Consider the following 24,620-nt stretch of genomic DNA (forward strand, 5'->3'; position numbering starts at 1 on the left):
TATTTAACATCATTTTAGCTTTTGCTCGTTATAGTTTTTTCAGCTTCATATCAGTGCCAAATACAAGGCCGTGATCTGCAACATCCATACTAAACTCAAACACCATATTTTGCTGTAAAACTGCATCCATACTATCAGTTATAGTGAGATCCGTCGCTTTTGCCGCTTCTAACATTGGTGCTAAAAACGCTTGCATATCCATGCTCAAATGCGTCATACCATTAGTTTCTAGCGCTTGGTTTGCCATTTTCTCAGCAATAACCGTCGCCTTTTCACCCGTAAACAATACCAAGTGATCGCCTTTAACTGCTAGTTTAATATCTACATCTAAAGGCTGTGGAGATGGAATATACTGGTTAATTGAAACCGGAGTACCATCTTCTGGGATTTGAATTTGACCCAGCATAGGTGCAAGCCCTTTTATCGTATTAACAAGTACTAAAGGATCTTCGGCAGACAATGTGACTAGAGCATCAAACGTTTTAGGTTCTGGCATGCCTTGGTCGTTTGGCTCCATAATAAGATCAAAAACGGATGCACTCACGCCTTTAACCGAGTTCGCCATGCCTGTCATCATCGCAATAGCCATTGGACTGTTTTGTTTCGCTTGCTGCTGTAGCGCAACGAGTTCAGAACACTTGAATTCAGCTTTAGTAAAGCGGCCCCAAAGGGTGTTTACAAGCGGCGCAACTTTTGCAACATCAACACCATAGCCAAACCCTAGTACTTTCTCTTCACCGTTGGTGACGTGGGCAGGAATAAAGCCACGGATCGACCCAAGCGCTTTCATCAGTTCGGCATCTTTACCCACCACCACAGTATCAACTTCAAAGTCGATTGCAGAATTAGTAAATTGAATATTCTTGGTACCCAATACCGTTGCTGGCCACAGATTGGCGATTTCACTGTAGTCCGCCTGACACTCAGGAGCACGTACCGCTGCTAATTTCTCAGTACCACCACCTAGCTGCAATAGGTTATCTAACATACGAGTCAAATCAGACTGCTTATTTGCAGTAATGCCATCGACGATAGCCACATGGTTCAGAAACGCAATTGACGAACCATCAAAACCGAACTGCGTATTGTATTGCTCAAGTTTGCCAGATTGCGCCAGTGACTGGGCTGGTTTGGCAATACCCAAAGCAACTTTTAAATCCGCCTCGGTGTTAATTGGCGTGTTAAATGTCGTCGTTACCCATTGACCCTGCACGGATGTGATAAGCTCAATTTTAGCTTCTGGCGCGAACTCAAGCTGATAACGCGTTAATGCGACGCCATCAAGCGTATCTTCTTGGTATGTGATTTCGGCATCTTTTGCAGCCATTTTTATTGTGCGCTGAAAAGCTTCAGGATCTGCAAGCTCATAACGCAGTGTCGGTAACAATCCAACGGTGTAGAATACACTTCTAACTGTCTCACCCATACCTAAGATAGCTTTCATTTGCTCAGGGGATGTCATTGCTAGATTGTACTGCTCTAATAGCGTTGCCAGAAAATTAAGATGTTTGTCATTTTCTTTTCTAAGCAACCCAGTTACTTCTTCAAGATCTTGTACTTTTCTAAGCGATTCAGGCATAAAAGATAAATATTTTTGCTGCTCAAAAGGCGTTAATTGCCCCCAAAATACAGCGGTATCAGCCGGAACATATTCCAGTTGTTCCATCGCGATGCTTGAAGAAGATGATTGAGTGGTTACATAAGCACCAACGGCAATAGCCACCGCACCTAAGCCAACGAGAAGTTTTGTATTCATAATTGATTCCTTGTTATCACCACGGTACATAGCCAAACACGTGGTAAATTTATTCTTCCCTACGAACCGCAACGATTGCGCGCGTCAGAGGTCGTTGCATAAAGACAATTGCATGCCCAAAAATGCAGCGGTATTGTACCTCGATTATTGTCTCAATTCCATTAATTGTGAACGGTCAAGCTACTCTCAAAATTCGGTCAGTTTTAAAATGAGCTTGATCGTTACACCAATAACCACCAAGCTCTCATTTACAGGGTTATTGACTTTCTGCTTGTAGAGTCAATCCTGAAAAAGCAGCGTAACCATAGAGCCCAATATGCCAAGTTCCCGCATTTGGATTGGTGATTGTGCATGTTTCATTATTGCCATTTTCATAAGGCCGACATTCGTAGGTATTACTATTTGGTTGTTGACCAAAGCGCAGATATAAATCAGCATCTCCAGTACCACCCGATGCCTTTACTTGCAGGCTCTGTGTGCCCTGTGCCACGTCAAAAGTATAATACTGCCACTGACCTTTACTGGCGGATTGATCCAACCATTGCTGGCTATTGCCTTGATCTGGAGGAGTGTCAGTATAAACCGTAGCCGTTAGCGCAACGCCTGAATAACTCTCATAGCCATTAAGCATGACATAGTAACGACCTGTTTGTACTGGAGTAATCGCACAGACTTCATTATTACCTGATTTATAGGGTCGACAATCGTAGTTTTGTGTCGTTGGCTCCGCATTAAAGCGCACATACATATCTACATCCCCACTGCCGCCCGCCGTTTCGACTTTTAGCTGCGTTGCTCCTGCTGGCACATCAATGTAATAAAGTGTCTGAGAAGACTTAGCGCCAGTGACATTCGCTTGTGTTTGACCACTGATAAGTTCAATTGCAGCTGGCGGCTCAATAATGGGAGTTTCAATCACGGATAGATTATTGCTTGCTTTGATCAGATTCAGTTCATCACCAATTTCAGCGGCATACCACCATGTCATATTCATAGGTAACGCGAGCGGATCAGCATCTCGCTGCGCTTTAGATAACGCGGTTGCATTACTTGAAAACTCAGCGGTTCGAACTGTGAGCTTATCGTTTGTCACACTCAACACCTTAAACTGTTGAATACTCGCAAGATCGATAGTCCAGCTTTTTGGATCATTGGCGCTTCTTGCCGGTGCACCCCAGCTTCCTTCACCCACATAAACGGTGCCGCCTTGCGTCGTTGCCGTAAAACCATTGCTGGTAGGCGTTAGTGCGTAAGTTAGTTTATTGATATGAGTATCGGACTCTACCACTAAGTTCATCGCATTATTATAGAAGTCTTGTGCCCACCAAGTGTGTAATATGGTGTTGTCTGACTTACCAGAATAGTGAGGATACATCGGCTTGTGATACTGAGCGATACGCCACGTTGCGCTGTTGCCCTGAGACTGTAAGTCGCTTTTCAGCCAATTGTTCATCGCCGTAGCATAGCTCGACCAGCCACTATTTTTAAATTGGCTGTTTAAGGTATAAACCCTTAAAAGCCCCGCCACGTTAAAAGCACCATAGGTATCTTTTGCTGTACACGCACCATCTTGGTCATAATCTACACCAAATACTTCGCATAGCGTTTTGTAGTTATCGTCTTCGTGATTGCCATGTGTTGCTACAAATGGATAAATTCGCTTGTATGCAAGGCCATCTATCAAATCATCCGAAAAGGTTAATTGCCAATCTTTTAAGTACTCACGCATTTCAGAAACGGAGTTTGCATTGGTGTAATCGCCACCATGCATAATAAATAACGGTCGAATTTTAGCGATCAACTCATTGCCTTTACGACGCGTTGTCCAACCTGTGCGCGTATCACCACCAGCTACAGCAGTGATCCCTGATGCCGTTTGCGGCGCAGTTCTGAACCACAAACGCTGACCGCAACCTTGTGAATCACAAACACGATAATAAACCGCACTATCTGGGGTTAAACCGGTTAATTTCACAAATGAACTTGAGAGGCCACCGTCAAAGGTATGCGTTGCGCTGACCGCAGCACTTTGCCAGCTCTGCTCATCCGTTGTGCTGCCATATTTAACAATATGATTAGTGCCTGATGTGGGTGTAAATCCTATTGTTGCTGAAGTGCTTGGACTGGTGTCCCACACAAGACGATGGTAGTCACTCGCAGCAAAACTGCTACAAGATAGGCCAACTGCAACCACAAAAGTTGCCATTTGAGTATATTTCATTTCCTTGGTTCCTAGTTTAGAGTAACAGGCTCAACACGACTTTGAGCCAATGAGAGTGGTGTTGACGGCGTAGCCACCAACATGACAAATGCGGCGTTTGCATAAGGGAGCGAAAGCGTCTCTGCCGATTGAAAATTCACGGCCGTTGCCCCTAACTTTTCACGCTTAAACGACTTGGGTAACGACACTCCAGCCTCACTACTCCAATAGTCACCATTTTTAATGTGTGGGAAAAAATCACTTGCGATATGGGGCTTTCCGGGACTATTTGGTGTTTGAATTAAAGAGCGCAGCTCATCAGGTGTAGGTAAGCGCCACTCGGCACTACCACATAATGAAGCTTGGTTGGTTTTACGGATCAGATCTTGGCTGTCGCAGTGGGATGCTTCGAAATAACAATCACCTTGATCAGCATGACCAAATTGACCGTCATACCAAGAGTAACTCCAATAGCCATCGTGAATAGACTCATCATCTCGTTTTACTTCCCAAAGCAGATTAAGCTTTTTATCATAGACACAATGCCAAGGGCCCTGCCATACAGACAAAAACTGCATGTCATTGGTGACTTTAATAAAGCGTGCATGAGTTGGAATTTCTCGCTCAGGAGCGCTGAATAACAAGTAGCTAATCGCCACAGCGGCAATCGCTAAACTAAGTATTAAACGTGAGGCAACGGTCATAGCATATACCTCAATTGAATAGCTCTGTGGTGACGAGTATGCGCGATTTGTGCGTGATCAAATGCCGAAACCCACATGCAAACACCAGAGCGCAGTTCAACATCAAGAGGAGAATGCGTTTGGTGTTTACGTACCAGCTCTAGCGTCCAATAGCCATCGCGCCACTCTCCCCTAGCTCTAACATCTGCTCTATCTCCTTCAAAGCGATTTGAACGGTACAACACGGACGGTAACTGTTCGCCAATTTTCGCCATGTCTCGTTGTGGGTTGTAGGTTTCGCTGGCAAACCAATCAAGGACTTTGCGCTCAGTGATATCTGGCGATGGGATTGGTATTCGCTTTGGCGTAACCTCAGTCGGTGAGTACCAGCACCAGTTCATCACATAAGCACCGCTTTCTTTGCCATCAGGTTGATACCCTGCGGTGTAGCGTCTTTGCCCAAGTGCAACGCTTTGAGGCGGCCCAAAAAAATTATCATCGGCCAAGTACATGTCATTGGTTCTCAGCGCTTTCCAGTGCCATAAATCTCGCGTGCGGCCGTCCGTACTTGCATGATAGCCCTTGCCATGCCAGTTACGGGGCTTGCCTGCAAGCGGCGCATCGCCGTATTGAACGGTGCCATCACCTCCTAGTTCACAGGTAGTCGATAGCATAATGGCAAACTTATCTTCATAATAAGTGCGCTCGTCAAAGCGATAAAAGCCATTTTCTTGTACTTGCCAACCGTTCGAGGTTTTTTCGAGCGGCAGATGCTCTAGACTTTCGGTCGGATCTTGCCAGCGGATCAGAAAAAAGGTTTCATCATGGTTGCTCAACGCTTTTATTTCGACCTCACTACTCCCATCCAAGAAGTTTGCACCACCAAATGTAGTTAACTTAATAGGCTTAGCACGCAACCATTCAGGCTCGTCTCCTTTACCGTCTATTTCAAGGTGGCTTTGCCTTGATAGCGGCGCAACTTCTAACCGTAAATGCTGATCTGCAACAATAAGCTTTATGCCAAGGCCGCAAAAATACACCAGAGCAATACTGCAACTGAGTAAAATAAGCGCGTTTCTAGGCAATAATACGCTCAGTACTTGCTTGCCCTTAAATACGGTGTGCTTTATGCCATGTAACACCAAATACAAAAAAATGGCTGTCGCTGATAACCCATGAATGACTAGACTTAGACTCTCTGGATTGAGCCAAAGTAACCAACCGGTGGCTATACTCAGCACGATAACAAGATACCCAATGTAGTTAACAGCTTTATCAAACTTGCTTGGTGCACCACGAAACGGTGCGCGAATGGTTGCCAAAGTAAAAACAATCGCAATCAAGGTGAGTAAGCAACCAAATAACACATGCATTGACAGCAACGCGCCTTGGGGAAGCAAAGGCGAAAGAAACGCCAGAAAATCATGATTGATAATGCCCAAACGAGGACCTGTCAGTAACCCAACCAAGATAACTATTACCGCCATAACATGAAAAATGGCAAAACTACTTCGACGCACAACCGCTCCCGAACAAATAAAGTAAATTTAGTGTAAACAAATAAATTTACATAAATATTTCATATTTGGAAAGATGAGACTTTCTCATCTTGTGAATTAGCGGCACGTGTAATGTCGTGTAACTTGATTGTTAATTAGTTTGTACTAAGGTAGTTGGTACTTCGACCGTCACGGACAGTTCAACATGAACAATAGACTAGTAATAAAATATGTAAGTGCGGCAGTGGCTTGCACATTGTTTCTCGCAAGTTGTAGCTCACCAAGTAAAAAACCTTCTGTGCCAAAAGAAACGCTCGACCCGGTTGCAGAATCTGGTCAAGTGCCTGAGCGAGTTTGGCTCAATCAAGGGTGGTCAGATAAACTTCGGCAAGACTTTTGGTTTACAGGCCAAGGGTCACAAATCATTCCCTATACTTGGTTTACTTGGTTAGAGCAACCCAATAGTAAAAAGCTCTTTCGCGATAGCGAACATATGGAAATGCTGCGCTACCTGCCCAGTAAAACCGCCGCCAATAACCCTTCAGGCTTGCCCATCGGTTTTGCCGTGCATAACAATCAAACCACGGGACAAGCTTGGGTCGGGATGACCTGTGCAGCATGTCACACTAACCAAATTGACTATAATGGCACAAAAATCTTGGTAGAAGGTGCGCCCACCCTCGCCAACTTTGTACTCTTCTTTAGCCGCCTAAATGCCGCGTTAGAAGCGACCCTTAACGATAATCAAAAGTTTAGCCGTTTCGCGATGCGCGTATTAAAAGAAGGGGCATCGCAAGAATTGATTGATGATCTACGAGACGATCTCAAGCATGTGGCGCTTGCAACCGCCGAGCGACAAACCGTTAATGACTTGCCCGAAGACTATCCAGACGATTTTACTAGCTATGCTCGACTTGATGCATTTGGCAATATACAAAACGCCGGCACGGCATTTGCGCTTGACGACCTTAACAATAAAAATGCGCCCACCGCGCCCGTCTCCTATCCATTTTTATGGGGGACGCACCAGTCAAATGTTGTGCAGTGGAATGCTTCCGCCCCCAATATTCCTGTGGTCGGCCCATTAGTACGCAACATTGGTGAAGTTGTCGGTGTGTTTGGTTCGTTATCCATTGAAGAAGCACCGGTTTGGCAGCGCGTTTGGGGAAAACATGCTCGATATAGCTCAACGGTAGACATGCATGCGTTAGGGCAACTAGAAGCCTGGGTAAAAACACTTCTGCCACCAGCTTGGCCTGAGCAATACCTTCCGGGGATTGACACCAATAAGGCGGCACAAGGGAAAATGCTATTCCAAGCAAATTGTGCCAACTGCCACCAACTTATTGATAGCAAAAACTTACTCAAGGATTACGAAGCAGTAAAAGTACCGGTAAAAGAGATAGGTACCGATCCGACTATGTCTAATAACGCAAGCTGCCACATGGCAAAAACACTGTTCTTGGAAGGCACAAAAACCGACATTATCGCGGGAGACAAATTCCAAGCAGTGGATAGCGCTATCGATATCCCAGTAAATGGGGTTGTGGGTCTAGTGCTAAAAGATCCCATCAAAGCAATCGAAGCGGGCTTAATAGCAGAGCGCACCGGGCCAGATGGTAAGAAAACCACCGTGAAAAAATCCATTGAAGAGCGCCTCAAAGTCTATTTGGCAAATAGACAACAGTTAACCCCCAATACTAACGAAGATTGTGTGGATGGTTTTTACGATGCAGGTGTCTACAAAGCAAGGCCGTTAAATGGAATTTGGGCAACCGCGCCTTATTTACATAATGGCTCGGTGCCAAACCTATGGTCACTACTACAATCACCAGAGTCGCGCCCAGATACCTTCTGGGTTGGCAGTCGTGAATTCGATCCTATCAACGTTGGTTATATTACTCATCAAGGCATGAACGAGTTCAATGTGAACAAAGCCAGCGGTGAAGTGATGCCGGGCAATGATAACAGCGGTCACGTTTACGGCACAACCTTGAGTGACAATGAAAAATGGCAAATCGTTGAGTTTTTGAAAACACTATAAACGCCATGTAGCACTAAAAACAAAGGGCCGAATACAGGCCCTTTGACTTATAACCGAAAACGTTATTTAAAATGACTCGTGCAACACCACCAGCGCACTTAATTTGCTTGCGCCAAACGTCATCATTTTTTCAAAATCCGACCTTGCGATGGGCACTTGCTGGCAGTCGATAGGGTTTTGGTCGTCCTCGACATCAGGGTCATTAAGATATAAACACAACTCATCTAAGCCCGTAATAAGCACCCAATGCGGCGCTTTTTTACCGTTTAGCCGATAAGTGCTGATCAAAGCCAATACCGCACTGCCCTGTAACAACCATTGTTCAACCTGTTCAAGCTTTACATCGGCTTGGTGAATAGCAATATCACGATATTCACACTCTTGACGGAATTGTTCATGAACTAAGGTCATCACCTGCTTTTTCTGCGCGCTTCTCACGCCATCTAAAAATAGCGGGCCCGCCGTATTCACCATCACCTCTGCCGCAAAACCACGGCGCTCCGCAGCCAATGCCAATCCAAATGGGTGACAGCCGCCGTGACCTGCGGTCATAAAGATGGTGGTCGCTTCACGCCATATCTCAAGCTCTAAGGCCTGATCGCCCATACAGCCTGGATCTATGCTTGCCATTGCCATCATCAGTGACGCCGGTCCGCAGGTAAAGTCTGTCGTTTGCTGATACCAAGGAGCCTGATGCAATACCGCCTTTTGCGACAGCTTACGCACGCATTTTTGCATTCTTAGCGCATCGTCATGATCCGCGTAATAGTTTTGATACTCGCCAAATACACGATAACCCATGCGTTTATATAAGCCGATGGCCGCGTCATTGCGTTTAGCCACTTCTAAACGCATATATAACCAGCCCATTTCACCCGCTCTAACTTCAAGCTCAGACATCAATTGGCGTGCGATCCCTTTACCTTGATGATGAGGCGATACCGCCAATGAATAAAGCCTTGCTAGCCGCGTCCCTTGGTGCAACCAAAGCAATCCATAGCCCACAAGTTCCCCTGCTAACTTTGCAGTGAGCAGCAAGCTATGTTCAAAACTGATGTAATGCTTGAGTTGGCGGCGACTCAGTCTATCTGCACTAAAGCAGCTTTGCTCCAGTGCGTTAAGTGAATTCAAATCGTGCTGTGTCGCCTTTTCAAGCACCAACGCGGCTTGCAACATTACTTTTTACCCCTCGCTTCAAGACGTCTTGAAAATTCAGACATCACTTGCATGTACAGCTCGTCACCGAGATATTTGTCTTCAACCCCTTGATCAATATTGGGGTTGTCGTTTACTTCAAGCACGTAGGCTTTGCCGTTGTGCTCTTTAATATCAATACCATACAAACCATTACCCACAACTGCCGCCGCTTTTAACGCCGCACGTAACACCGCTTTTGGCACTTCAAACGTTGGTAGCGTGTCAAACCCACCCGAGAAATTACGTTTTGACTCATGGTTATAGATTTGCCAATGGTTACGTGCCATATGGTAACGGCATGCGTAGATCGCACGGCCATTTAATACCCCAATACGCCAGTCGTAGTCTGTGTATAAGTAAGCTTGCGCCAACACAATCGCAGAGACGCTCATCAGCTCTTGTAAACGCTCGCCAAGTTCTTCTTTGGTTTTTACTTTAAATACGCCTTTTGAGAACGAACTCTCAGGCATTTTAAGCACCATAGGTAGCGATAACTCAGCAATGAGTTTATCGATTATTTGTTCATTACACTGACTCACAAATCGCGTTTCTAAACTTGGCACCTTCTTGTAATTAAAGGCATCATGTAAAAACACCTTATTACAACAGCGTAGGATCGAGCTTGGGTCATCAATTACGACTAAATCTTTTTGCTCTGCTTCTTGCGCAAGGCGATAAGTATGGTGGTCAATCGCTGTGGTTTCACGAATAAATAGCCCATCGTATTGGCCTAAGTTGTATAACTCAGCCGCTTCTAATGGATGGACTTTAATGCCAAGCTTTTCACCCGCTTTTACAAAGCGGCTGATCGCCCCTTTATTACTTGGCGGCAACTTTTCATCGTGGTCCACCAGCATCGCGATATCCCAGCGATACTTTTTGTGGCTCTTACGCTTGTTCCACTGAGTGGCATGCACATGACCTAATACTTGAGTACAAAACTCAAGCTGCGCCACCTGTAGAGTCGAAAAGTCTCGACGCTGCACCTGCACACGCACGCCTTTATCTTGCTGCTGTAATGTCACTTTTAGTAAAGGCGCTGGAAATTGCTGAAATAAATACGCCGCCAACTTACTAAACTCAGGCTGTTGGGTTTCGCCCATATAAATGATCAGCTCAGCGTCATCGGTAATCGCGATCCCACGCTTATCAAACCAGGCTTGCGATAAAAACAACGCATTATCGCCATCACGTAAACCGTTAATAACTTTTAGACTCGGAAGTACTTGGTGATTACGCGCTTCAGCAAGTAAAGAGCAGTAATAACCTTGGCTTAAATAACGGTCACAGTCACATAAATTAATCACTCGAAGTTTTGATTCACCGAGCTTTGGGTACTCTTGCAAATACGTTTCAAACGTCACTACGTTATTTGCCAAAGGCAGTACATCTGCATTTTGATCAACAACGAATAGAGTAGATAGCATCTAAATAATCCTTAGGTGGCGATACGTTAGCACATCAGTACATGATGGTTTAGGCACCCCACGATTTAACATAGGGTTAGTGGGCAAATTCAAGACCCACATTAAAGTGGAGTAGTTGTAATCTTAAATATAGCACTTAGCAATTGAGTAATTTTGATTCTCAAGATAAATCTTTCTTGCTGTCGACGACCGGAACAAAATCATTAAATTTCAAAAGGTTAAAAACCATAAAAGCACGTACAATTAAATTTGATTGAAACGATTAAGATTTCTCGTGTTTACAAACAGATATCAAGGATGAAATAGCAAGTGGTAGACATGCGTGGAAGCACCACGAGCAATGAGTGCTTTGGTTGTAGTTGCTTATATTTGTGAGCGGATAAGCCTTAAGTCCATCTGCAAAGAAGTCGTGAGTAAACAGCGAGAGTGGACAGAGCTACACCCTATTGATGATTTCAAGACAGGTATTTTTAAGCCGCTTGAATCGTTAAGAATACGAGCAATAGGGTTACTTGAGTCGTGGTCAAGAGAAAGCAATGCAAATGTGTAATGCAGTGTAATTTCAATTGTTAAAAATAAATGATAAAAGTCTGTTACAAATTTGCCACACAATGAAAAAATGAAAGATCTCGAATACCTCACCGGTGAAATTTAAAGTTGAGTATTCAGTTGTTGCAATCGTTGTGTCCGTAATCAGTGTTGCAGTTAGAGTAACCGTTTCCGTATAAGTAGCTATAACAAGCGCCTTAAGAATGGGTTCTAAAGCTTGGCTGGCACTCATTCTTCGCTAACTTTAGCCAAAAAAGTTATGCAATTTTAAACATGTCAATAGAAATTATTGGATATTTATGAAATCAAGAGATTTAAAAACAATATATGACGTTATTGTAACTGAATACATGATGACACATATCGGTGAAGGCCGATTCTTACACACATTTAAGCCGAAAACGACGAATACTTTATATCAGTTCGAAGCTAATGGTGTCGCAGAGATGGAAGAAGGCGAAAGGTACAACATCGGATTCCGTGAGGATAAAATGGTCGTAAGATCGTCGACTTGTCGTGTATTTCAAAATCAGACAGTGTAAACCCAATGTTATCCTATATGTATGCAAAAGAGTTTTCTAGAGCTAAACATACAGTTAACAAGCAGAAAAACGACGAAAGGGTTACACATAAAGGCACAGATGGTTATTTATGGGGTAAGAAATATGCGTGGCGTGAGTTTGGTCTGGTAATTTCAAAAGATGCTTTTTATGCCTACTTGAAGCAAATCGATCATCCTAAAGTGCCTTGTATAACGGTAAATCCAGATATGAAATTTAGTAATGAACCTTCAACAGCATACAAAGAAGAGGGATTAGCTGAAGCCATGGAACTGTTAATTACGATCGCTGAGAAAAAAACCAAAGCTCTATACAAATCACCTCATTATAGTAAACGTTTCTCTATTCGAGGCGTCGAAGCTATTACGGACAAAAAATAGCATAACAACTGTTTGAGAGTGATTCGAAACGCATGGCTTTTTTGTTATGAGTTGCTCTGAGTGTTTAAGGTTGTATGCGGCGGCATCAGTATTGCGTTACTCCGCCCCTAACAGGCGTTAGGAGTACAAATTAGTTGTTGTAAGTAAAATAGTAATAAAGGAAAAAAAATGGCTTATAGATATGATAGTGACTTAGAATTTTTAGGAGCGATTAAATCTGAAGATCTTAGTGACTTAGTTTATTGTTTAACTCATGATAAGGATGGTGAGGAGCGTTTTACTGAAGAGCTTACTCAGCATGCAAACTATAAAAGACACTATCCAGATCATTCGATGTACTGGGAAGAAATAGCTGCTGAAATACAATGTTTTGGTGCCAACACTTTTGTGACTCTCCTACGTGGTGGTAAAGGCGTCGAGTATAAGGAAGTGTTGACTGATGTCTGCGACAAGATGAAAGTAAATTACAATGAAAACTCTAGTGTTGAAAAGATTGAGCAAAATTTGCTAATGAAAATTCTCGAGGACGCTATTGAAAAAATGTCTCCGGAAGAGCTCAAAGAATTGGCATTGAGTACTGGTGTAGAAAATACTTCAGGTATAACGAAAGAAGCAATGGTTGGTCTTTTTCAGGCGGTATTCCGTGCCGGAGGTTTTAAGTCATACCAGCTAACACTAATTATCGTAAATGCCGTAGCTAAAGCTCTAATTGGTCGCGGCTTGACGTTCGCAGGTAATGCTGCGCTTACTAGAACAATGGCGGTTTTGACTGGACCAATTGGTTGGGCTATCACAGGCTTGTGGACAGCAGTTGATGTTGCCGGGGCTGCATACCGTGTAACAATCCCTGCCGTAATTCAAGTATCCGTTTTGAGGCAAAAACATATATATGAAAAACAAGCTGAAGAAGTTGAGTTTTCGTAAGACGCATCGATAACAACCTGTTCGAAATCAATTCACAAAGAGAGAGCAGATGACACCCATCACATATTTTCACCGATACTGGGAAGGTACTTCAAAGTTGAAAATGTTATCTTTTTGATACACAAACTTTAGGTGGGTGTCAGCACAAACTTTAACGATTAGTCTTCAATAAAATTAGCCGTATATTGCGGCATTATGTGCTAGGAGGTCAAATGAGCAAATATGGAGATGTTGCTGTAGGAGCTACTCATATCGCTCAAACTGGAGTCTGTCCAGTTGAAGCTTGGAATACAGCCGCAGAAAAAGAGTTCAAGGACAGTACTGCTTCCATTAAAAAAGGATGTCCAAAAAACGCTTTTCTAGGTTTAGCTGAAAATGGCTTTGTCGTCGGTGTGCCCAAAGGAAGCTATACAAAATCAGTTTTAAATAAACAGTATGCTTTAAGGGCTGTTAGGCTGTTAAACGAAAAGCCAGATATGCAAAATGACATCAAAAAACTTTGGATTCAGTCATGTGGCTCTGAGTCTAAAGTTCATAATAGCCAAATGGATGTTGTTGTGTCGTTGTGGTCTCAAGGATTACTGGAGTAAGCACATGGAGTCGATCATGAAGTCTGGAGTCAATGATACCCATCACTACGTTTCAGTATTAAAACTTAAATGACATTTTTAGAACATTAGAACACCCCAATTTGAGGTGGGTGTAAGCGATTTAGGATTTAGTGGAATAAGTGACACCCCCTATTATTTGTATCTATACTGGCAAAGTGAGATTAAAAAGCACGCAAATTTAAGGTGGGTGTCAGTACAAGCTTTAGATGACATCCATCACATATTTTTGCCGATACAGGGAGGGCACTTCAAAGTTGAAGCTGTCATCTTTTGAATACACAAACTTTAGGTGGGTGTCAGCGATTTAAGCGATTTATTCAACAGAGACCAACCTTATAAGACATAGCAAAAAAATGACAGTGACGTTTAGAGTAAACAATTGAACCAAGCACGGAACTCGGCTAAGGTTGATACCACAATGCAAAACGTATTAAAAACGAGCAATTCCACAGGCTCGTTATGTGTAAGTGTTTTGGGGTCATTTATTAAAACTAAAGGGAGTTGTTATGAAAGGTCAAATTAGTCTTGCTGATTTTATTAGTGAAGTAAAAAAGGAATTGGTTGAGGCTGTAAAAAACAAAAAAGAAGACGATGATCCATTTTTTACGCTTAATGCAGTTGAGCTTCAAACAGAGTTTGGATTAAAGGCCGAAGCAAGTGGCGGGTTTAAATTTTTTGTCGATTTATCGGCCAAAACCGAAGCAAATCAAAGACACTGTGTCACTCTTAAGTTTTCGCCAATACGACAGTCGATAAATCCCTCTTTACTTAGTGGTGGAGGAGGAAATAGCATCACAGCCCACGGCGATATAACTGTATCAACTCCAGAACAAGCAGTTGCAATTCGGCAATATCTGCAAGCACACCCTGAAGTTATAGATCCAGATGGTATAAATTTTCATGTTGTTACTATGCCGGTAGCTGGGAAATTAGAGGGTGAAGCGTAATTGCATATAACGAGAGACTATGGCGTCAATAACTGACTTTATGCTTTGCCGATTGCGACATGAAACGCATTGCTTATGAACAGAGCGAAAAGATGACACCTATCACTACGTTTCAGTATTAAAACTTAAGTGGCATTTTTAGAACACGTCGATCTGAGGTGGGTGTCAGCGATTTATTTCTCGGCTTAGTAGAAAGGGAATGAAAAAGTGCTAACAAGCCAAGTCAGGAGTATTCGTAAATAGGAAATCGATGACACCCACTATATATTCCCACTGCATATTTGCACCGAAGCTGGGAATTTGACTAACAAACCAAAACTTACCTACCTTCGGTTCTTCACTTTAGCTTTGACGGTGGTTTCCCATACCATTTTAAACAAACTTTATTGAGCGCACTTTGTTCTGTAAAACCGAGTGCGTCTACAATATCGAGTAACCTTGTGTTGCCGATGAGTTGTTCAAATCTATGCTTTCGCTCTCGGTCGAGTAAGGCTCTAAAGCTGGTGTGTTGTGTTTTTAGCTTACGCTGCATCGAACGCACACTCATGTTTAATGCCTTAGCAATACTTGCTTGGTTGACTCCAGTCAGTGAGTGCTTTGCCGCAAGTAAATTGGCAACACGCGTTTTTAAATCATGATTATCGCAGAGCGCTGATACGCTTTTTGCAACCGCTTGCTCAATATGTTCGTGCATTAGGCTGTCGACGGTAGCGACTGGCATGGTAAGAAAATCTAACGGAAACGACAGTGCATTTTCAGGGCAATTTTATGATACGGGGCAACCAAACCAAGTTTGCAACCGCTGTAATTCTAGGTCACACACGCTAAAGCTAAGCTGGAGTTGGTTAGGCGATAAAGTTGATCGCAAAAGCTGCCGTGCAGCGCTCACCCAAGCGGTCATATTACGCAAAATGGCTTGCTTACCCAGCGGGGTTTTTGGTTGCCAAGTTAACTTGGCATTGTCGCTATCACTTGTGAATACGGCGAGGCCAATATCAGCAACAATGGCGTCGTAATGCAATAATGAGGTAATAGCCTGCTGCAAGTCTTTACTGGTTTCGACCAAGTAACCAAGCGCCCCATAGTCATGCAGCTGAATGGCTTTACCCAGCTCAAAGCCAATTAGGGGATCGCCGCTTAACTCCTGCCCTACCTCAAGCAACCGCTCGTACTCAATGAGTGTTGCACGTTCAGGCCGTGACGCTACTAGCTCAGCAAACTCGCCTTGCAGTCTCTTGTTATCGGTAAAACGGTCATGGAGATATACCCACGCACTATAAAAATATACAAACGAAGTGGAGTGCATTGCAGTTCCTTTTGTCGTATTTGGACAAATTGTTGGCGCAGTTTGGCAGGATTGTCAATGGCTAACCCGCTACGCTTACGCATATAAAGTACCAAAGCTTTGGCTAAAGAAGGAGCTGTATATGATTGATGTATCACTAATTTTACTGGCACTCAGTCCCGTCTTTTTACTTTGTGTTGCATGGGAATATATTAAGCACCACGAGTACTATGATTGGCGAGATTCATTACTCAATGCCCTACTTGCGTTGCTCCATCAAGGCAGCGACGCGCTGGCTTTGCTTGTGCTGATGCCGCTCTTTTACTGGCTCCATCAATTTGCCTTATTCACAATCGAATTAAATATCTTCACTTTGCTCTTTGGGTTTATCTTGCAAGATTTTTTGTATTACTGGTTTCACCGCGCATCACATTGTATTCACTGGCTTTGGAGTGCACACGTAGTCCATCACAGTTCTAACAACATGAACTTTACCACCGCATTTCGCCAAAGCTTGCTATACCCTATTGTCGGTATGTGGCTGTTCTGGCTGCCTATGATACTGCTTGGATTTACCCCGACCCTGGTATTTGCCATCGTCGCAATCAACTTGGCTTTTCAATTTTTTGTCCATACACAAACGGTTAATTGATTAGGGATGGTAGAGCGAATTTTTAATACGCCTTCTCACCACAGAGTCCATCACGCCAGTAATCCTGACTATATAGATAAAAACTTTGCTGGGGTGCTGATCATTTGGGATAAGCTTTTTGGTACCTTTGTTGAAGAACGTGAAGACATAACAATTTGTTATGGAATAAGAGGTGCGGCGCCAAAGCAGACTCCTTTAGATGTTAACTTTGCTCAGTGGCGCCATATGTTCCACCGTTTTTCACAAGCAAACACCTTAAAGGGCAAATGGTTAGCGCTATTTGGTTATCCAACCCACTTATCCGAAAAGCCTAAGAATACTGCTTCAGTCAAGCCCTAGTGTGTTATTTATATCGCTCGGCCTTTTCTACAAGCGCTTGGCAATACATTCTTAGTTTATCGCGCAGCACTCTCACGCTTGGGTTGATCATTTGCTTTGACGGGCAGATCAACCACAGCGGCTTACATTCAACGCGGTAGTCATTTAATATACTTTGCACCACACCTTGCTCTAGTTGGTCTGCTACATCTATCGCGGAGCGCAATGAAATACCCGCTCCTTGCGCACACCAGCGCTTTACCACATCCGCATCATTACTGGTTCTACGCCCTTTAAGCACCACTTTGTAAGTTTGTTCATTTTTCGTCAGTTTCCACGTATCAAACTTACTGCCTCTGATCAAAAAGAATAGCCCTTGGTGCTCACTTAAATCCTCATGATCCTTTGGTGTACCCTGTTTTTCTAGGTATTCCGTAGAGGCACACAGCAGCAATGGCACATCACAAATTTTAAAGCCGTAGAAGCTACTGTCTTCAGGCGCACCATAGCGCAGCGCGATATCAACACCGTCACGATAAAAGTCGAGATTGTGATCATTAAGAATAAGCTTCAGGGCAAGTTTAGGGTATTCATCAAGTAATTCGTCTAGCCAAGGAAGGAGGATATTACGACCAAAATCTGACGGTGCGGTTAACCTTAGCTCACCGTCAATTTCGTTGTCGTTGTCGAGCACCTGCTTTTTGCCATCAGCCAAAAGCGCAAGTGCCTGCTCGCAAATTGGCAAGTAAGTTTCACCTTGCTTTGATAGCCTTAAGCTGCGCGTAGAACGCACAAAAAGTTGAAAGCCAAGGAGCTTTTCTACTCGCTTTATCGCAGCGCTCGCTGTAGCAACCTGCATATCTAACTGCGCAGCCGCCGCACTAATATTGCCAAGCTGAGCCGTTTTCATTACGACGATTAAATCTTGCGTATTCATTTTCAAAAAATTTTTGAAACTATTTAACTCATTATCATCTTTTTATTGATTATGTAAATCCATATTATGTCTTTAAAGCAATTTTAGGAGTCTGATATGTACACATTACGCGATGCAATCCACAATCGTTATTCAACAAAAGCCTTTGATCCTAATAAAAAAATTAGTGATTCAGATATTGACCTACTCAAGCAGGCGCTAAGACTAAGCCCGTCTAGTACCAACGTTCAGCCATGGCATTTTGTCATCGCAAGTACTGAGGCTGGCAAAACTCAAGTGGCAAAAAGCACACAAGAGAATTACAAATTTAATGAAGCAAAAATACTAAATGCATCGCATGTTGTTGTATTTTCTGCAAAACAAAATATAGATGATGCACATTTAGATAAAGTGCTTGCCAAAGAAAGTGCCGATGGCCGGTTTGAAAAAGGCTCTGAGATCGAGGCACAAATGAACAATGGCCGTCGCTATTTTGTCGGCTTAAATCAAACCAGCGATGAAGCAATCAAAGCATGGACTGGCAAACAAGTTTATTTAAATCTTGGACAGTTCTTGCTCGGTGCGGCATCTCTTGGCATTGACTCAGTTCCTATCGAGGGTTTTGATGCTGAAATCCTCAGCAATGAGCTTGGGTTAACTGAGCAAGGCTTTGACGCTCTTGCCATTGTCGCATTGGGCTATCGAGACGAAGGTGATTTTAATGCTAAATTACCTAAATCTCGCCTTGCTATCGACGATATCATTACCGAAATCTAATACCCAGTTTGGCACTGATAATGGCTAGCTAGATAACGTCAGTGCCACTCCAACTTCTGTTGGAATACCATTTCAAACACCTCAATGTAAACCAATGTGAATGAAACAATAAATTCACAACTATCCTCTCCCCAGTTTTGTATTAAATTTATCCATACTTTTCAATAACATTACAGTTATTTGAAATTATTGGTAATTTTTTAATGTGAATTTTTTAGCTCTGTTGTGAAAATTCTGCTTGAAACATTGAATATATTATTGTTAATTAAAAGTGAAGAGTGAATTCACCTTTAAAAATAACGAAATGACAACAAGTAAACTCAGTCCTCACAACTGGTTTTGTACCTGCCAACCGAGAGACTGTAGCAACCTCAACAGGAAGAAATAATGAAGCTACTATCACGCACACTATCTACAGGGTTACTCGCAGCAGCCGTAACCGCATCACTGAATGCTCAAGCAATGAATAAAAACCTAGCGGTAAGTGTTGATGTCGACACAAAAAGCAATGGCGATGTTGTTGCGACGCTAAACATCACCAATCAGGGTAAAGGCAATCAAAAAATCTTAAGCTGGTATACAGACCTTGAAGAAGAGCATATTTTCAAAATTACGCGTGATGGTAAAGAAGTTAATTTCTTTGGTCCTCACTACAAACGCCCAGCTCCTACTGAAGCTGACTTTATCAAGTTAAAGTCTGGCGAAACGCTCACTAAATCATTTGAGCTTTCAGGCCTTTATGATCTTAGCCAGCCAGGTAACTACGAAATTAGTTATGATGTTGAATCATTTGATCTTTTCGGTAAAAAAGAAATCCCGAGCATGACTACAAGAACGATGGGTCAGCAATCGATGATGCGTGCCGATGTAGCAGAACTCAGCTCAAATTCGGTAAATCTGTGGCTTGAAGGCGTTGCGATGACGAAGGGCAATGTTCAAGTCAATGCAAAACCAACCGCAGGCGCGGCCGATTGTACTGATGGCACTTGTTTTACAGGTCGTTGTAGTAACAGTGAAAAAACCAGTATTTTGTCAGCACTAAATGCTGCAGACCAGATCACTAATGACTCCGTTGCTTACCTAAATAGCCACTCAGCAAGCAACCCATCTACGCGTTATCAAACTTGGTTTGGCGCAGCGACAAGCAGCCGTTACGCAACCGTGAAATCTAACTTCAACGCAATCAATGATGCAATCGACAACCAAGATCTCACTTTTGACTGTAGTTGTAACAAATCATACTTTGCTTATGTATACCCAAATCAACCATACAAAGTCTATCTATGTCGCGCATTTTGGAGCGCAAATGAGCTAGGTACAGATTCACGTGCGGGCACGATTGTTCATGAGCTAAGTCACTTTAATGCCGTTGCAGGTACAGATGACATCGTTTATGGCCAATCTGGTGCGAAAAACTTAGCAAACTCAAACCCAAGTCAAGCGATTCAAAATGCTGACAGCCATGAATATTTTGCGGAAAACACTCCGTACCAAAACTAATCTCAACTAGTTATCCCTGAACGAGTATCGGGTTTAGGCAACCGTCTAAACCCGATACTATTCACAGCGATTTCAGCTAACATGAAATATACTTCTTAAATTCATCTATTTGCTGAGGAATTTCATGACTTGGGTTATCGTCGCGCTGTGTGGTTTTATCCTACTTGCTACGTTATTGCCACTTGCTAAGCATCCGCACTGGAGTGTCAGAGCAATGGAGTTCCCACGGCTTCAGCTCGCTATTATTACTGCATTTACGCTACTGCTGTCCATTTTCTACCTTAATCTTCAAAGCGTAGCCGCGCTTGCTGTCATTGCTCTATTAGGTTGTTTAAGTTTTCAACTGTGGTGGATTTTACCCTACACCCCGCTTTGGCCGGTCGAAGTAAAAAAAGCGACAACCAATACTCACACAATCAGTTTGATCACCGCCAATGTCCTGCAAACCAATCGACAGTTTAATCTGATATTGGAGCAAGTTAGGACACATCAACCTGATATTTTAGTCACGTTAGAAAGTGATGAGTTATGGGAGCAAAAATTAGACTCGTTGTTAGATATACTGCCCTACAGCGTTAAATGTCCACAATCCAATTTATATGGCATGCACGTTTATTCTCGCTACCCGCTAGACGAGGCAAAATGTGAGTATATCGTTGAAGAAGGCGTGCCTTCGATACATGCAAGACTCAAGATCGCTCCCCATATCACTATCCAAACCCATTTTTTGCACCCAGCACCTCCGAGCCCCACCGAGAACGAAACGGCCATTGAGCGAGATGCAGAACTGGTGGTTGTCGCCAAACGCGTCATAAAGGAGCCTTTGCCTACCATAGTCACAGGCGATCTCAATGATGTTGCTTGGTCACCAACCACGAGGTTATTTAGGAAAATAAGTGGGCTTCTTGATCCGAGAGTTGGCCGAGGCATGTTTAACACTTTTCATGCACAGTACCCGTTTGCACGCTGGCCGCTAGATCATTTGTTTGCGAGTCACCATTTCACAGTGATCAATATTAAAAGGCTCAACAACATAGGGTCAGATCACTTTGCGCTTTATGCAAAACTCGCTTATCAACCCGTAAAAAATGAAGATGAAGCAGGTCTTGAGCTGAAAAAGAAAGATATACATCGCAGCAAAGAAATTATTGAAAATGCCGTGGCAAAGCCGAATTGCAAATTATGATGGTGAGTTATGAACGAGCGCTATAAATAGAGGTTTTTAAATAGTGTCAGCTTGAAGCCAGCATCTCTCACTGACTTCAAGCCGAAAAGTATATTTACGACTTCAGAGAATTAATCCAAGTCTTAATATCTTCTTCAACAAGCGCCATAGGCCTTGCGCCTTTTAACAACACCACGTCGTGGAATGCTTTAATATCAAACTTATCACCTAGCTGTTGCTTAGCGTGCTCTCTAAGTTCAACCAATTTAAGCATACCTAATTTATAACCAAGCGCTTGTCCTGGCCAAGCGATATAACGGTCGATAGCCGATACCACATCACTCATCGCCGTACCGGTTGCATCAGCAAAATAAGTGATCGCTTGGTCTCGTGTCCACTTTTTATAATGTAGGCCCGTATCCACCACCAGTCGAGCAGCACGATATGCCTCAGCTTGCAGACGACCTAAGTCTCCAAATGGGTCGTCCTTATACATCCCCATTTCGTAAGCCAATAGCTCTGAATACAGTGCCCAGCCCTCAACATAACCATTAAATGAAGCATTTTGACGCATCAAACCGATTTCTGTTTGCAACATATTAAGCGCAATTTGGAAGTGGTGACCAGGAACCGCCTCATGATACGTTAAGGTTTTCATGCCAAAGCTTGGTACTGCTTTCATGTCTTTTAGGTTGATTGAAAATACCCCAGGGCGACTTCCATCAAGCGATGGACCGTTGTAGTAACCACCCGGTGCGCCTGCTTCCACTGCTTTTGGTATACGTTTCACTTCAACAGGTTGCGGTGGAATAGTAGAAAAATAATCTGGCGCTTTTTGTAAAATAGTCCCTATTTCACCACGCAAGAACGATAATAACGCTTCACGACCTTCGTCAGAATCCGCATATAAAAATCTCGACTCTTCATTGAGCTGCTTCATCCGGTCACCAACAGTACCTTGTGAATAGCCATTTTGCTTGAGGATTTCGTCCATACGCTTTGAAATACGCTCCACCTCAGCAAGACCAATTTGGTGGATCTCTTCCGCGCTCAGATCAGAATCCGCCAAATAGGTGATTTCATGCTGGTAGAAAGCTTCGCCATTTGGTTGGGCCCAAATACCGACATTTTCAGGCGCCTTGCTCTCTAGAGCGTGCATAATCGCAGACACATTTTTAAATTCAGGATAAAGCTTTTGCTCAACAATTTGTGCTGCCTGTGCAACATAATCAGCAGCGGCTTTATCCGTAATACCTTCAATATTCGCAAGTTTATCTTTAAACGACGCAACCAAAGGATGTTCTGCACCACTTGGCGCCGTGAAGTTATCTAAATAACCTAGCGTGTTCGGAAATAAAACTTTTGGTAAAATTACGCCTTTATTAGCATCCGCTTTTACCTTACTTGCAACTTGCTTCGTGACTTCAACAAAGGCATTTAGGCGCGCAACATAGTCTTTTGCATCTTGCTCACTCTCTATTCCATGCTGGTCTTTAAGCACATTCGGAATATCCAGCAATGGGCCGGACAATTGATTGACAATATATGGCAGGTGTCCGCCCCAAGTATCAATATAACCTGCTGAGAAGCCCTTATCACCAGCATAATAACGTGCAATAACTTCATTTACTTTAAGGTGCAACAAGTCATCAGAGTTCGCCACGCCCGATTGTAATTGTTTTAATTTATCTGCGGCTGCATTCATATCCACTTGGAGCGCCTGCATACCGACAACCGAGTAATCCGGCAGTCTATTAGCATAGTGGCCATATTCACTACTTGATAATTTGAGCGAAGTGGCTAGTGCGGGTTCATGGTTAATAAACTGCTTGGTGTACTGTTCTACGACTTTGTCGATTTCTGCACGAGAGAGAGTTGATTCAGTGGTTTTAGCAACAGATGTAGTTTCTGTTACTGGCTTGTCTTGAGCACATCCGCTCAAACCTAGCACGACAGAGAGTGCTACCAAGCTTATTTTATTCATTATTACGCCGCTCCATTAGGGTTGTTGTCAAAGCTAAAAATACCAGTGCAGATCAGACTGGTGATAGAATAATCATACCAATTTGACTGAACACTTGTTCAATTTGGTATAAGCACTTCATTCATTGAGAAATCAGAATGCAATAAAGTGCTCACGCTATTCTCATAGATGCAACTACAAGTAACATATTTGCGCTTTTGTTACAGCTATAAAAGATAGAATCCTGCAAAATAAGTTACTTTCTCTACACCTTAACTAAGGTACATAACCTTAGATAGAGTGCTTAGTCTTCAAGCAACAGAGGTTCAGGTATTTCGTTGTGGCCAAATGCAGAGTCAGCAATAATCTGCTGCACGCGACCAGATGACTTGTCAAACACAAAGCAAGCATGTGGCCTTTGCTCCAACTGTAAGCTGATGGTGATACTCAAACTTTTAGGTAAAGCCTGCGCTATCACATCTCTCGAGGCTTCTGTAAAGAGTACAGATTCAGGGGTAAATTGATAAAACTGCCCAAACTGTAAATCACAATGCTCGCCTTGCTGTAATTCCTTCCTATATTCATATTGGTAGAGCTTGCTGCCACAACCGGGGCCAAAATAATTGGTTGTCAATGCCGTAAAGTTGTAGTCCCGCACTTGCGGAATAAAACAGCGCTGAGTCCCCCGCTTTGGCATTGGATGCCAAATTTGTGCGCACACTTTAAAAAATGGTCGTTTATTTTCATAAAGTACATATAGATCATCATTGTCCAACATCCCTCTGGCATGATGCTGGTAATTACTGCTGCCCGCAACTTGAGCCGCGAGAAATTGCTTGTTTTGCGATAGCCGATACAACATCTCAGCAAGTAGTCTTAATGTACTATCATCCAAGCAGTCTGGACCAGTATATAAGCTAGAAACACAATTAATAAAATCACTAAAATTAATTGCCCCATGACTATAAAAGTTATCGAATTGGCGTGCCATATTTCTTCCTTGTGTGTGAGTGTTTTAGTCAGACGAATAGTGAGTACGTCAGCTAAAATTCGTATTTTTTTAAAACAGAAACTTGCATATATCCGATTGCAAACTGCGCTGCTTTTTTCTTAGTCCCTAATTAAAGCTAATGCAGACTGGGAAGAACGCAACAAATTAATTACAATTTTGGTGACAGCCTGGTTAAGACTATTAATGAGATGAGTCAGAGGTGGTAGTTTAGAGTTTATACGCTATACAGAGCGTAAGTGAAGCATGAGTATATGT

The 24,620-nt window shown here is 43.0% G+C and carries 21 protein-coding genes and 1 pseudogene; 11 read left to right on the forward strand and 11 right to left on the reverse strand.

All coding sequences use genetic code 11. From position 1 onward, the window contains the following. Positions 1-28 precede the first annotated feature (28 nt). From PPIS_RS09430 to PPIS_RS09445, 4 genes are all read right to left on the reverse strand, one after another. Positions 29-1,756: a hypothetical protein gene (locus PPIS_RS09430; protein ID WP_010375865.1), complete on the reverse strand. Its 1,728-nt coding sequence runs from the start codon at positions 1,754-1,756 to the stop codon at positions 29-31. Positions 1,757-2,012: 256 nt separating this feature from the next. After that, positions 2,013-3,977 (reverse strand): pre-peptidase C-terminal domain-containing protein, encoded by a 1,965-nt coding sequence (locus PPIS_RS09435; RefSeq protein WP_010375866.1) that lies wholly within the window; start codon positions 3,975-3,977, stop codon positions 2,013-2,015. Between the two features lie 11 nt (positions 3,978-3,988). Further along, complete coding sequence (locus tag PPIS_RS09440) at positions 3,989-4,660, reverse strand: Lcl C-terminal domain-containing protein (RefSeq protein ID WP_010375867.1); 672 nt, start codon at positions 4,658-4,660, stop codon at positions 3,989-3,991. Next, a complete protein-coding gene (locus tag PPIS_RS09445; RefSeq protein ID WP_019647509.1) occupies positions 4,657-6,159 on the reverse strand; it encodes an ethylbenzene dehydrogenase-related protein in 1,503 nt (500 codons plus the stop codon). Before PPIS_RS09445 ends, PPIS_RS09440 begins: the two co-directional genes overlap by 4 nt. Positions 6,160-6,343: 184 nt before the next feature. Between PPIS_RS09445 and PPIS_RS09450 the strand changes: the two genes are divergently transcribed. Continuing rightward, positions 6,344-8,182, forward strand: coding sequence for a di-heme-cytochrome C peroxidase (locus tag PPIS_RS09450; protein ID WP_010375870.1), 1,839 nt, complete (start codon positions 6,344-6,346; stop codon positions 8,180-8,182). Between the two features lie 66 nt (positions 8,183-8,248). On the opposite strand, the gene PPIS_RS09455 is transcribed toward PPIS_RS09450, so the two are convergent. Together PPIS_RS09455 and PPIS_RS09460 are read right to left on the reverse strand one after the other, a co-directional pair. Beyond that, entirely contained in the window at positions 8,249-9,358 is a 1,110-nt protein-coding gene (locus tag PPIS_RS09455) for a GNAT family N-acetyltransferase/peptidase C39 family protein (protein ID WP_010375872.1), read from the reverse strand. After that, a complete protein-coding gene (locus tag PPIS_RS09460; protein WP_010375874.1) occupies positions 9,358-10,806 on the reverse strand; it encodes a RimK family protein in 1,449 nt (482 codons plus the stop codon). The genes PPIS_RS09455 and PPIS_RS09460 overlap by 1 nt, the downstream gene beginning before the upstream one ends. A 322-nt stretch (positions 10,807-11,128) precedes the next feature. On the opposite strand from PPIS_RS09460, the gene PPIS_RS09465 reads away from it, so the two are divergent. The 6 genes from PPIS_RS09465 (at position 11,129) to PPIS_RS09490 (ending at position 14,777) form a co-directional block, all read left to right on the forward strand. Then, positions 11,129-11,356, forward strand: a complete 228-nt coding sequence (locus PPIS_RS09465; protein WP_010375876.1) for a hypothetical protein — start codon at positions 11,129-11,131, stop codon at positions 11,354-11,356. A gap of 349 nt (positions 11,357-11,705) precedes the next feature. Further along, positions 11,706-11,897: a hypothetical protein gene (locus PPIS_RS25340; protein ID WP_248694198.1), complete on the forward strand. Its 192-nt coding sequence runs from the start codon at positions 11,706-11,708 to the stop codon at positions 11,895-11,897. A gap of 17 nt (positions 11,898-11,914) precedes the next feature. Further along, positions 11,915-12,295 carry a hypothetical protein gene (locus PPIS_RS25345; RefSeq protein ID WP_248694197.1) on the forward strand — a complete coding sequence of 127 codons (381 nt, stop codon included), beginning with the start codon at positions 11,915-11,917 and terminating at the stop codon, positions 12,293-12,295. Between the two features lie 168 nt (positions 12,296-12,463). After that, positions 12,464-13,219 carry a YaaW family protein gene (locus PPIS_RS09480; RefSeq protein WP_010375881.1) on the forward strand — a complete coding sequence of 252 codons (756 nt, stop codon included), beginning with the start codon at positions 12,464-12,466 and terminating at the stop codon, positions 13,217-13,219. A 212-nt stretch (positions 13,220-13,431) separates the two neighbouring features. Then, positions 13,432-13,809 (forward strand): DUF6979 family protein, encoded by a 378-nt coding sequence (locus tag PPIS_RS09485; protein ID WP_010375884.1) that lies wholly within the window; start codon positions 13,432-13,434, stop codon positions 13,807-13,809. Positions 13,810-14,336: 527 nt separating this feature from the next. Next, entirely contained in the window at positions 14,337-14,777 is a 441-nt protein-coding gene (locus PPIS_RS09490; protein ID WP_010375886.1) for a trypco2 family protein, read from the forward strand. A 337-nt stretch (positions 14,778-15,114) separates the two neighbouring features. Here PPIS_RS09490 and PPIS_RS25350 read toward each other — a convergent pair whose 3' ends face one another. Together PPIS_RS25350 and PPIS_RS25355 are read right to left on the reverse strand one after the other, a co-directional pair. Continuing rightward, positions 15,115-15,498, reverse strand: coding sequence for a helix-turn-helix domain-containing protein (locus PPIS_RS25350; RefSeq protein ID WP_019647508.1), 384 nt, complete (start codon positions 15,496-15,498; stop codon positions 15,115-15,117). Between the two features lie 45 nt (positions 15,499-15,543). Continuing rightward, positions 15,544-16,083 carry an AraC family transcriptional regulator ligand-binding domain-containing protein gene (locus tag PPIS_RS25355; protein ID WP_019647507.1) on the reverse strand — a complete coding sequence of 180 codons (540 nt, stop codon included), beginning with the start codon at positions 16,081-16,083 and terminating at the stop codon, positions 15,544-15,546. Between the two features lie 121 nt (positions 16,084-16,204). Here PPIS_RS25355 and PPIS_RS09500 point away from each other — a divergent pair. After that, positions 16,205-17,053 (forward strand): annotated as a pseudogene (locus PPIS_RS09500) (sterol desaturase family protein). A gap of 4 nt (positions 17,054-17,057) precedes the next feature. Here PPIS_RS09500 and PPIS_RS09505 read toward each other — a convergent pair. Further along, positions 17,058-17,969: a LysR family transcriptional regulator gene (locus PPIS_RS09505; protein WP_010375888.1), complete on the reverse strand. Its 912-nt coding sequence runs from the start codon at positions 17,967-17,969 to the stop codon at positions 17,058-17,060. 96 nt (positions 17,970-18,065) lie between these two features. Between PPIS_RS09505 and nfsB the strand changes: the two genes are divergently transcribed. From nfsB to PPIS_RS09520, 3 genes are all read left to right on the forward strand, one after another. Continuing rightward, on the forward strand, positions 18,066-18,725 hold the full coding sequence (nfsB, locus tag PPIS_RS09510; protein ID WP_010375890.1) for an oxygen-insensitive NAD(P)H nitroreductase: 660 nt from the start codon (positions 18,066-18,068) through the stop codon (positions 18,723-18,725). 387 nt (positions 18,726-19,112) lie between these two features. Next, positions 19,113-20,225 (forward strand): M35 family metalloendopeptidase, encoded by a 1,113-nt coding sequence (locus PPIS_RS09515; RefSeq protein WP_010375891.1) that lies wholly within the window; start codon positions 19,113-19,115, stop codon positions 20,223-20,225. A 124-nt stretch (positions 20,226-20,349) separates the two neighbouring features. After that, positions 20,350-21,411, forward strand: a complete 1,062-nt coding sequence (locus PPIS_RS09520) for an endonuclease/exonuclease/phosphatase family protein (protein WP_010375892.1) — start codon at positions 20,350-20,352, stop codon at positions 21,409-21,411. Between the two features lie 94 nt (positions 21,412-21,505). Here PPIS_RS09520 and PPIS_RS09525 read toward each other — a convergent pair whose 3' ends face one another. Together PPIS_RS09525 and PPIS_RS09530 are read right to left on the reverse strand one after the other, a co-directional pair. Next, positions 21,506-23,374, reverse strand: coding sequence for a DUF885 domain-containing protein (locus PPIS_RS09525; protein ID WP_010375893.1), 1,869 nt, complete (start codon positions 23,372-23,374; stop codon positions 21,506-21,508). 283 nt (positions 23,375-23,657) lie between these two features. Next, on the reverse strand, positions 23,658-24,344 hold the full coding sequence (locus PPIS_RS09530; RefSeq protein WP_010375895.1) for a hypothetical protein: 687 nt from the start codon (positions 24,342-24,344) through the stop codon (positions 23,658-23,660). Positions 24,345-24,620 lie beyond the last annotated feature (276 nt).

The sequence above is a fragment of the Pseudoalteromonas piscicida genome, from assembly GCF_000238315.3.
In the GTDB taxonomy this organism is placed as follows: Bacteria; Pseudomonadota; Gammaproteobacteria; order Enterobacterales; family Alteromonadaceae; genus Pseudoalteromonas; species Pseudoalteromonas piscicida.

Excerpts from the sequence above, each read along its gene's own strand:
- PPIS_RS09430 (WP_010375865.1), bottom strand. The coding sequence starts at position 1,756 with ATGAATACAAAACTTCTCGTTGGCTTAGGTGCGGTGGCTATTGCCGTT.
- PPIS_RS09435 (WP_010375866.1), bottom strand. The coding sequence starts at position 3,977 with ATGAAATATACTCAAATGGCAACTTTTGTGGTTGCAGTTGGCCTATCT.
- PPIS_RS09440 (WP_010375867.1), bottom strand. The coding sequence starts at position 4,660 with ATGACCGTTGCCTCACGTTTAATACTTAGTTTAGCGATTGCCGCTGTG.
- PPIS_RS09450 (WP_010375870.1), top strand. The coding sequence starts at position 6,344 with ATGAACAATAGACTAGTAATAAAATATGTAAGTGCGGCAGTGGCTTGC.
- PPIS_RS09455 (WP_010375872.1), bottom strand. The coding sequence starts at position 9,358 with ATGTTGCAAGCCGCGTTGGTGCTTGAAAAGGCGACACAGCACGATTTG.
- PPIS_RS09460 (WP_010375874.1), bottom strand. The coding sequence starts at position 10,806 with ATGCTATCTACTCTATTCGTTGTTGATCAAAATGCAGATGTACTGCCT.
- PPIS_RS25340 (WP_248694198.1), top strand. The coding sequence starts at position 11,706 with ATGATGACACATATCGGTGAAGGCCGATTCTTACACACATTTAAGCCG.
- PPIS_RS25345 (WP_248694197.1), top strand. The coding sequence starts at position 11,915 with ATGTATGCAAAAGAGTTTTCTAGAGCTAAACATACAGTTAACAAGCAG.
- PPIS_RS09480 (WP_010375881.1), top strand. The coding sequence starts at position 12,464 with ATGGCTTATAGATATGATAGTGACTTAGAATTTTTAGGAGCGATTAAA.
- PPIS_RS09485 (WP_010375884.1), top strand. The coding sequence starts at position 13,432 with ATGAGCAAATATGGAGATGTTGCTGTAGGAGCTACTCATATCGCTCAA.
- PPIS_RS09490 (WP_010375886.1), top strand. The coding sequence starts at position 14,337 with ATGAAAGGTCAAATTAGTCTTGCTGATTTTATTAGTGAAGTAAAAAAG.
- PPIS_RS25350 (WP_019647508.1), bottom strand. The coding sequence starts at position 15,498 with ATGCCAGTCGCTACCGTCGACAGCCTAATGCACGAACATATTGAGCAA.
- PPIS_RS25355 (WP_019647507.1), bottom strand. The coding sequence starts at position 16,083 with ATGCACTCCACTTCGTTTGTATATTTTTATAGTGCGTGGGTATATCTC.
- PPIS_RS09505 (WP_010375888.1), bottom strand. The coding sequence starts at position 17,969 with ATGAATACGCAAGATTTAATCGTCGTAATGAAAACGGCTCAGCTTGGC.
- nfsB (WP_010375890.1), top strand. The coding sequence starts at position 18,066 with ATGTACACATTACGCGATGCAATCCACAATCGTTATTCAACAAAAGCC.
- PPIS_RS09515 (WP_010375891.1), top strand. The coding sequence starts at position 19,113 with ATGAAGCTACTATCACGCACACTATCTACAGGGTTACTCGCAGCAGCC.
- PPIS_RS09520 (WP_010375892.1), top strand. The coding sequence starts at position 20,350 with ATGACTTGGGTTATCGTCGCGCTGTGTGGTTTTATCCTACTTGCTACG.
- PPIS_RS09525 (WP_010375893.1), bottom strand. The coding sequence starts at position 23,374 with ATGAATAAAATAAGCTTGGTAGCACTCTCTGTCGTGCTAGGTTTGAGC.
- PPIS_RS09530 (WP_010375895.1), bottom strand. The coding sequence starts at position 24,344 with ATGGCACGCCAATTCGATAACTTTTATAGTCATGGGGCAATTAATTTT.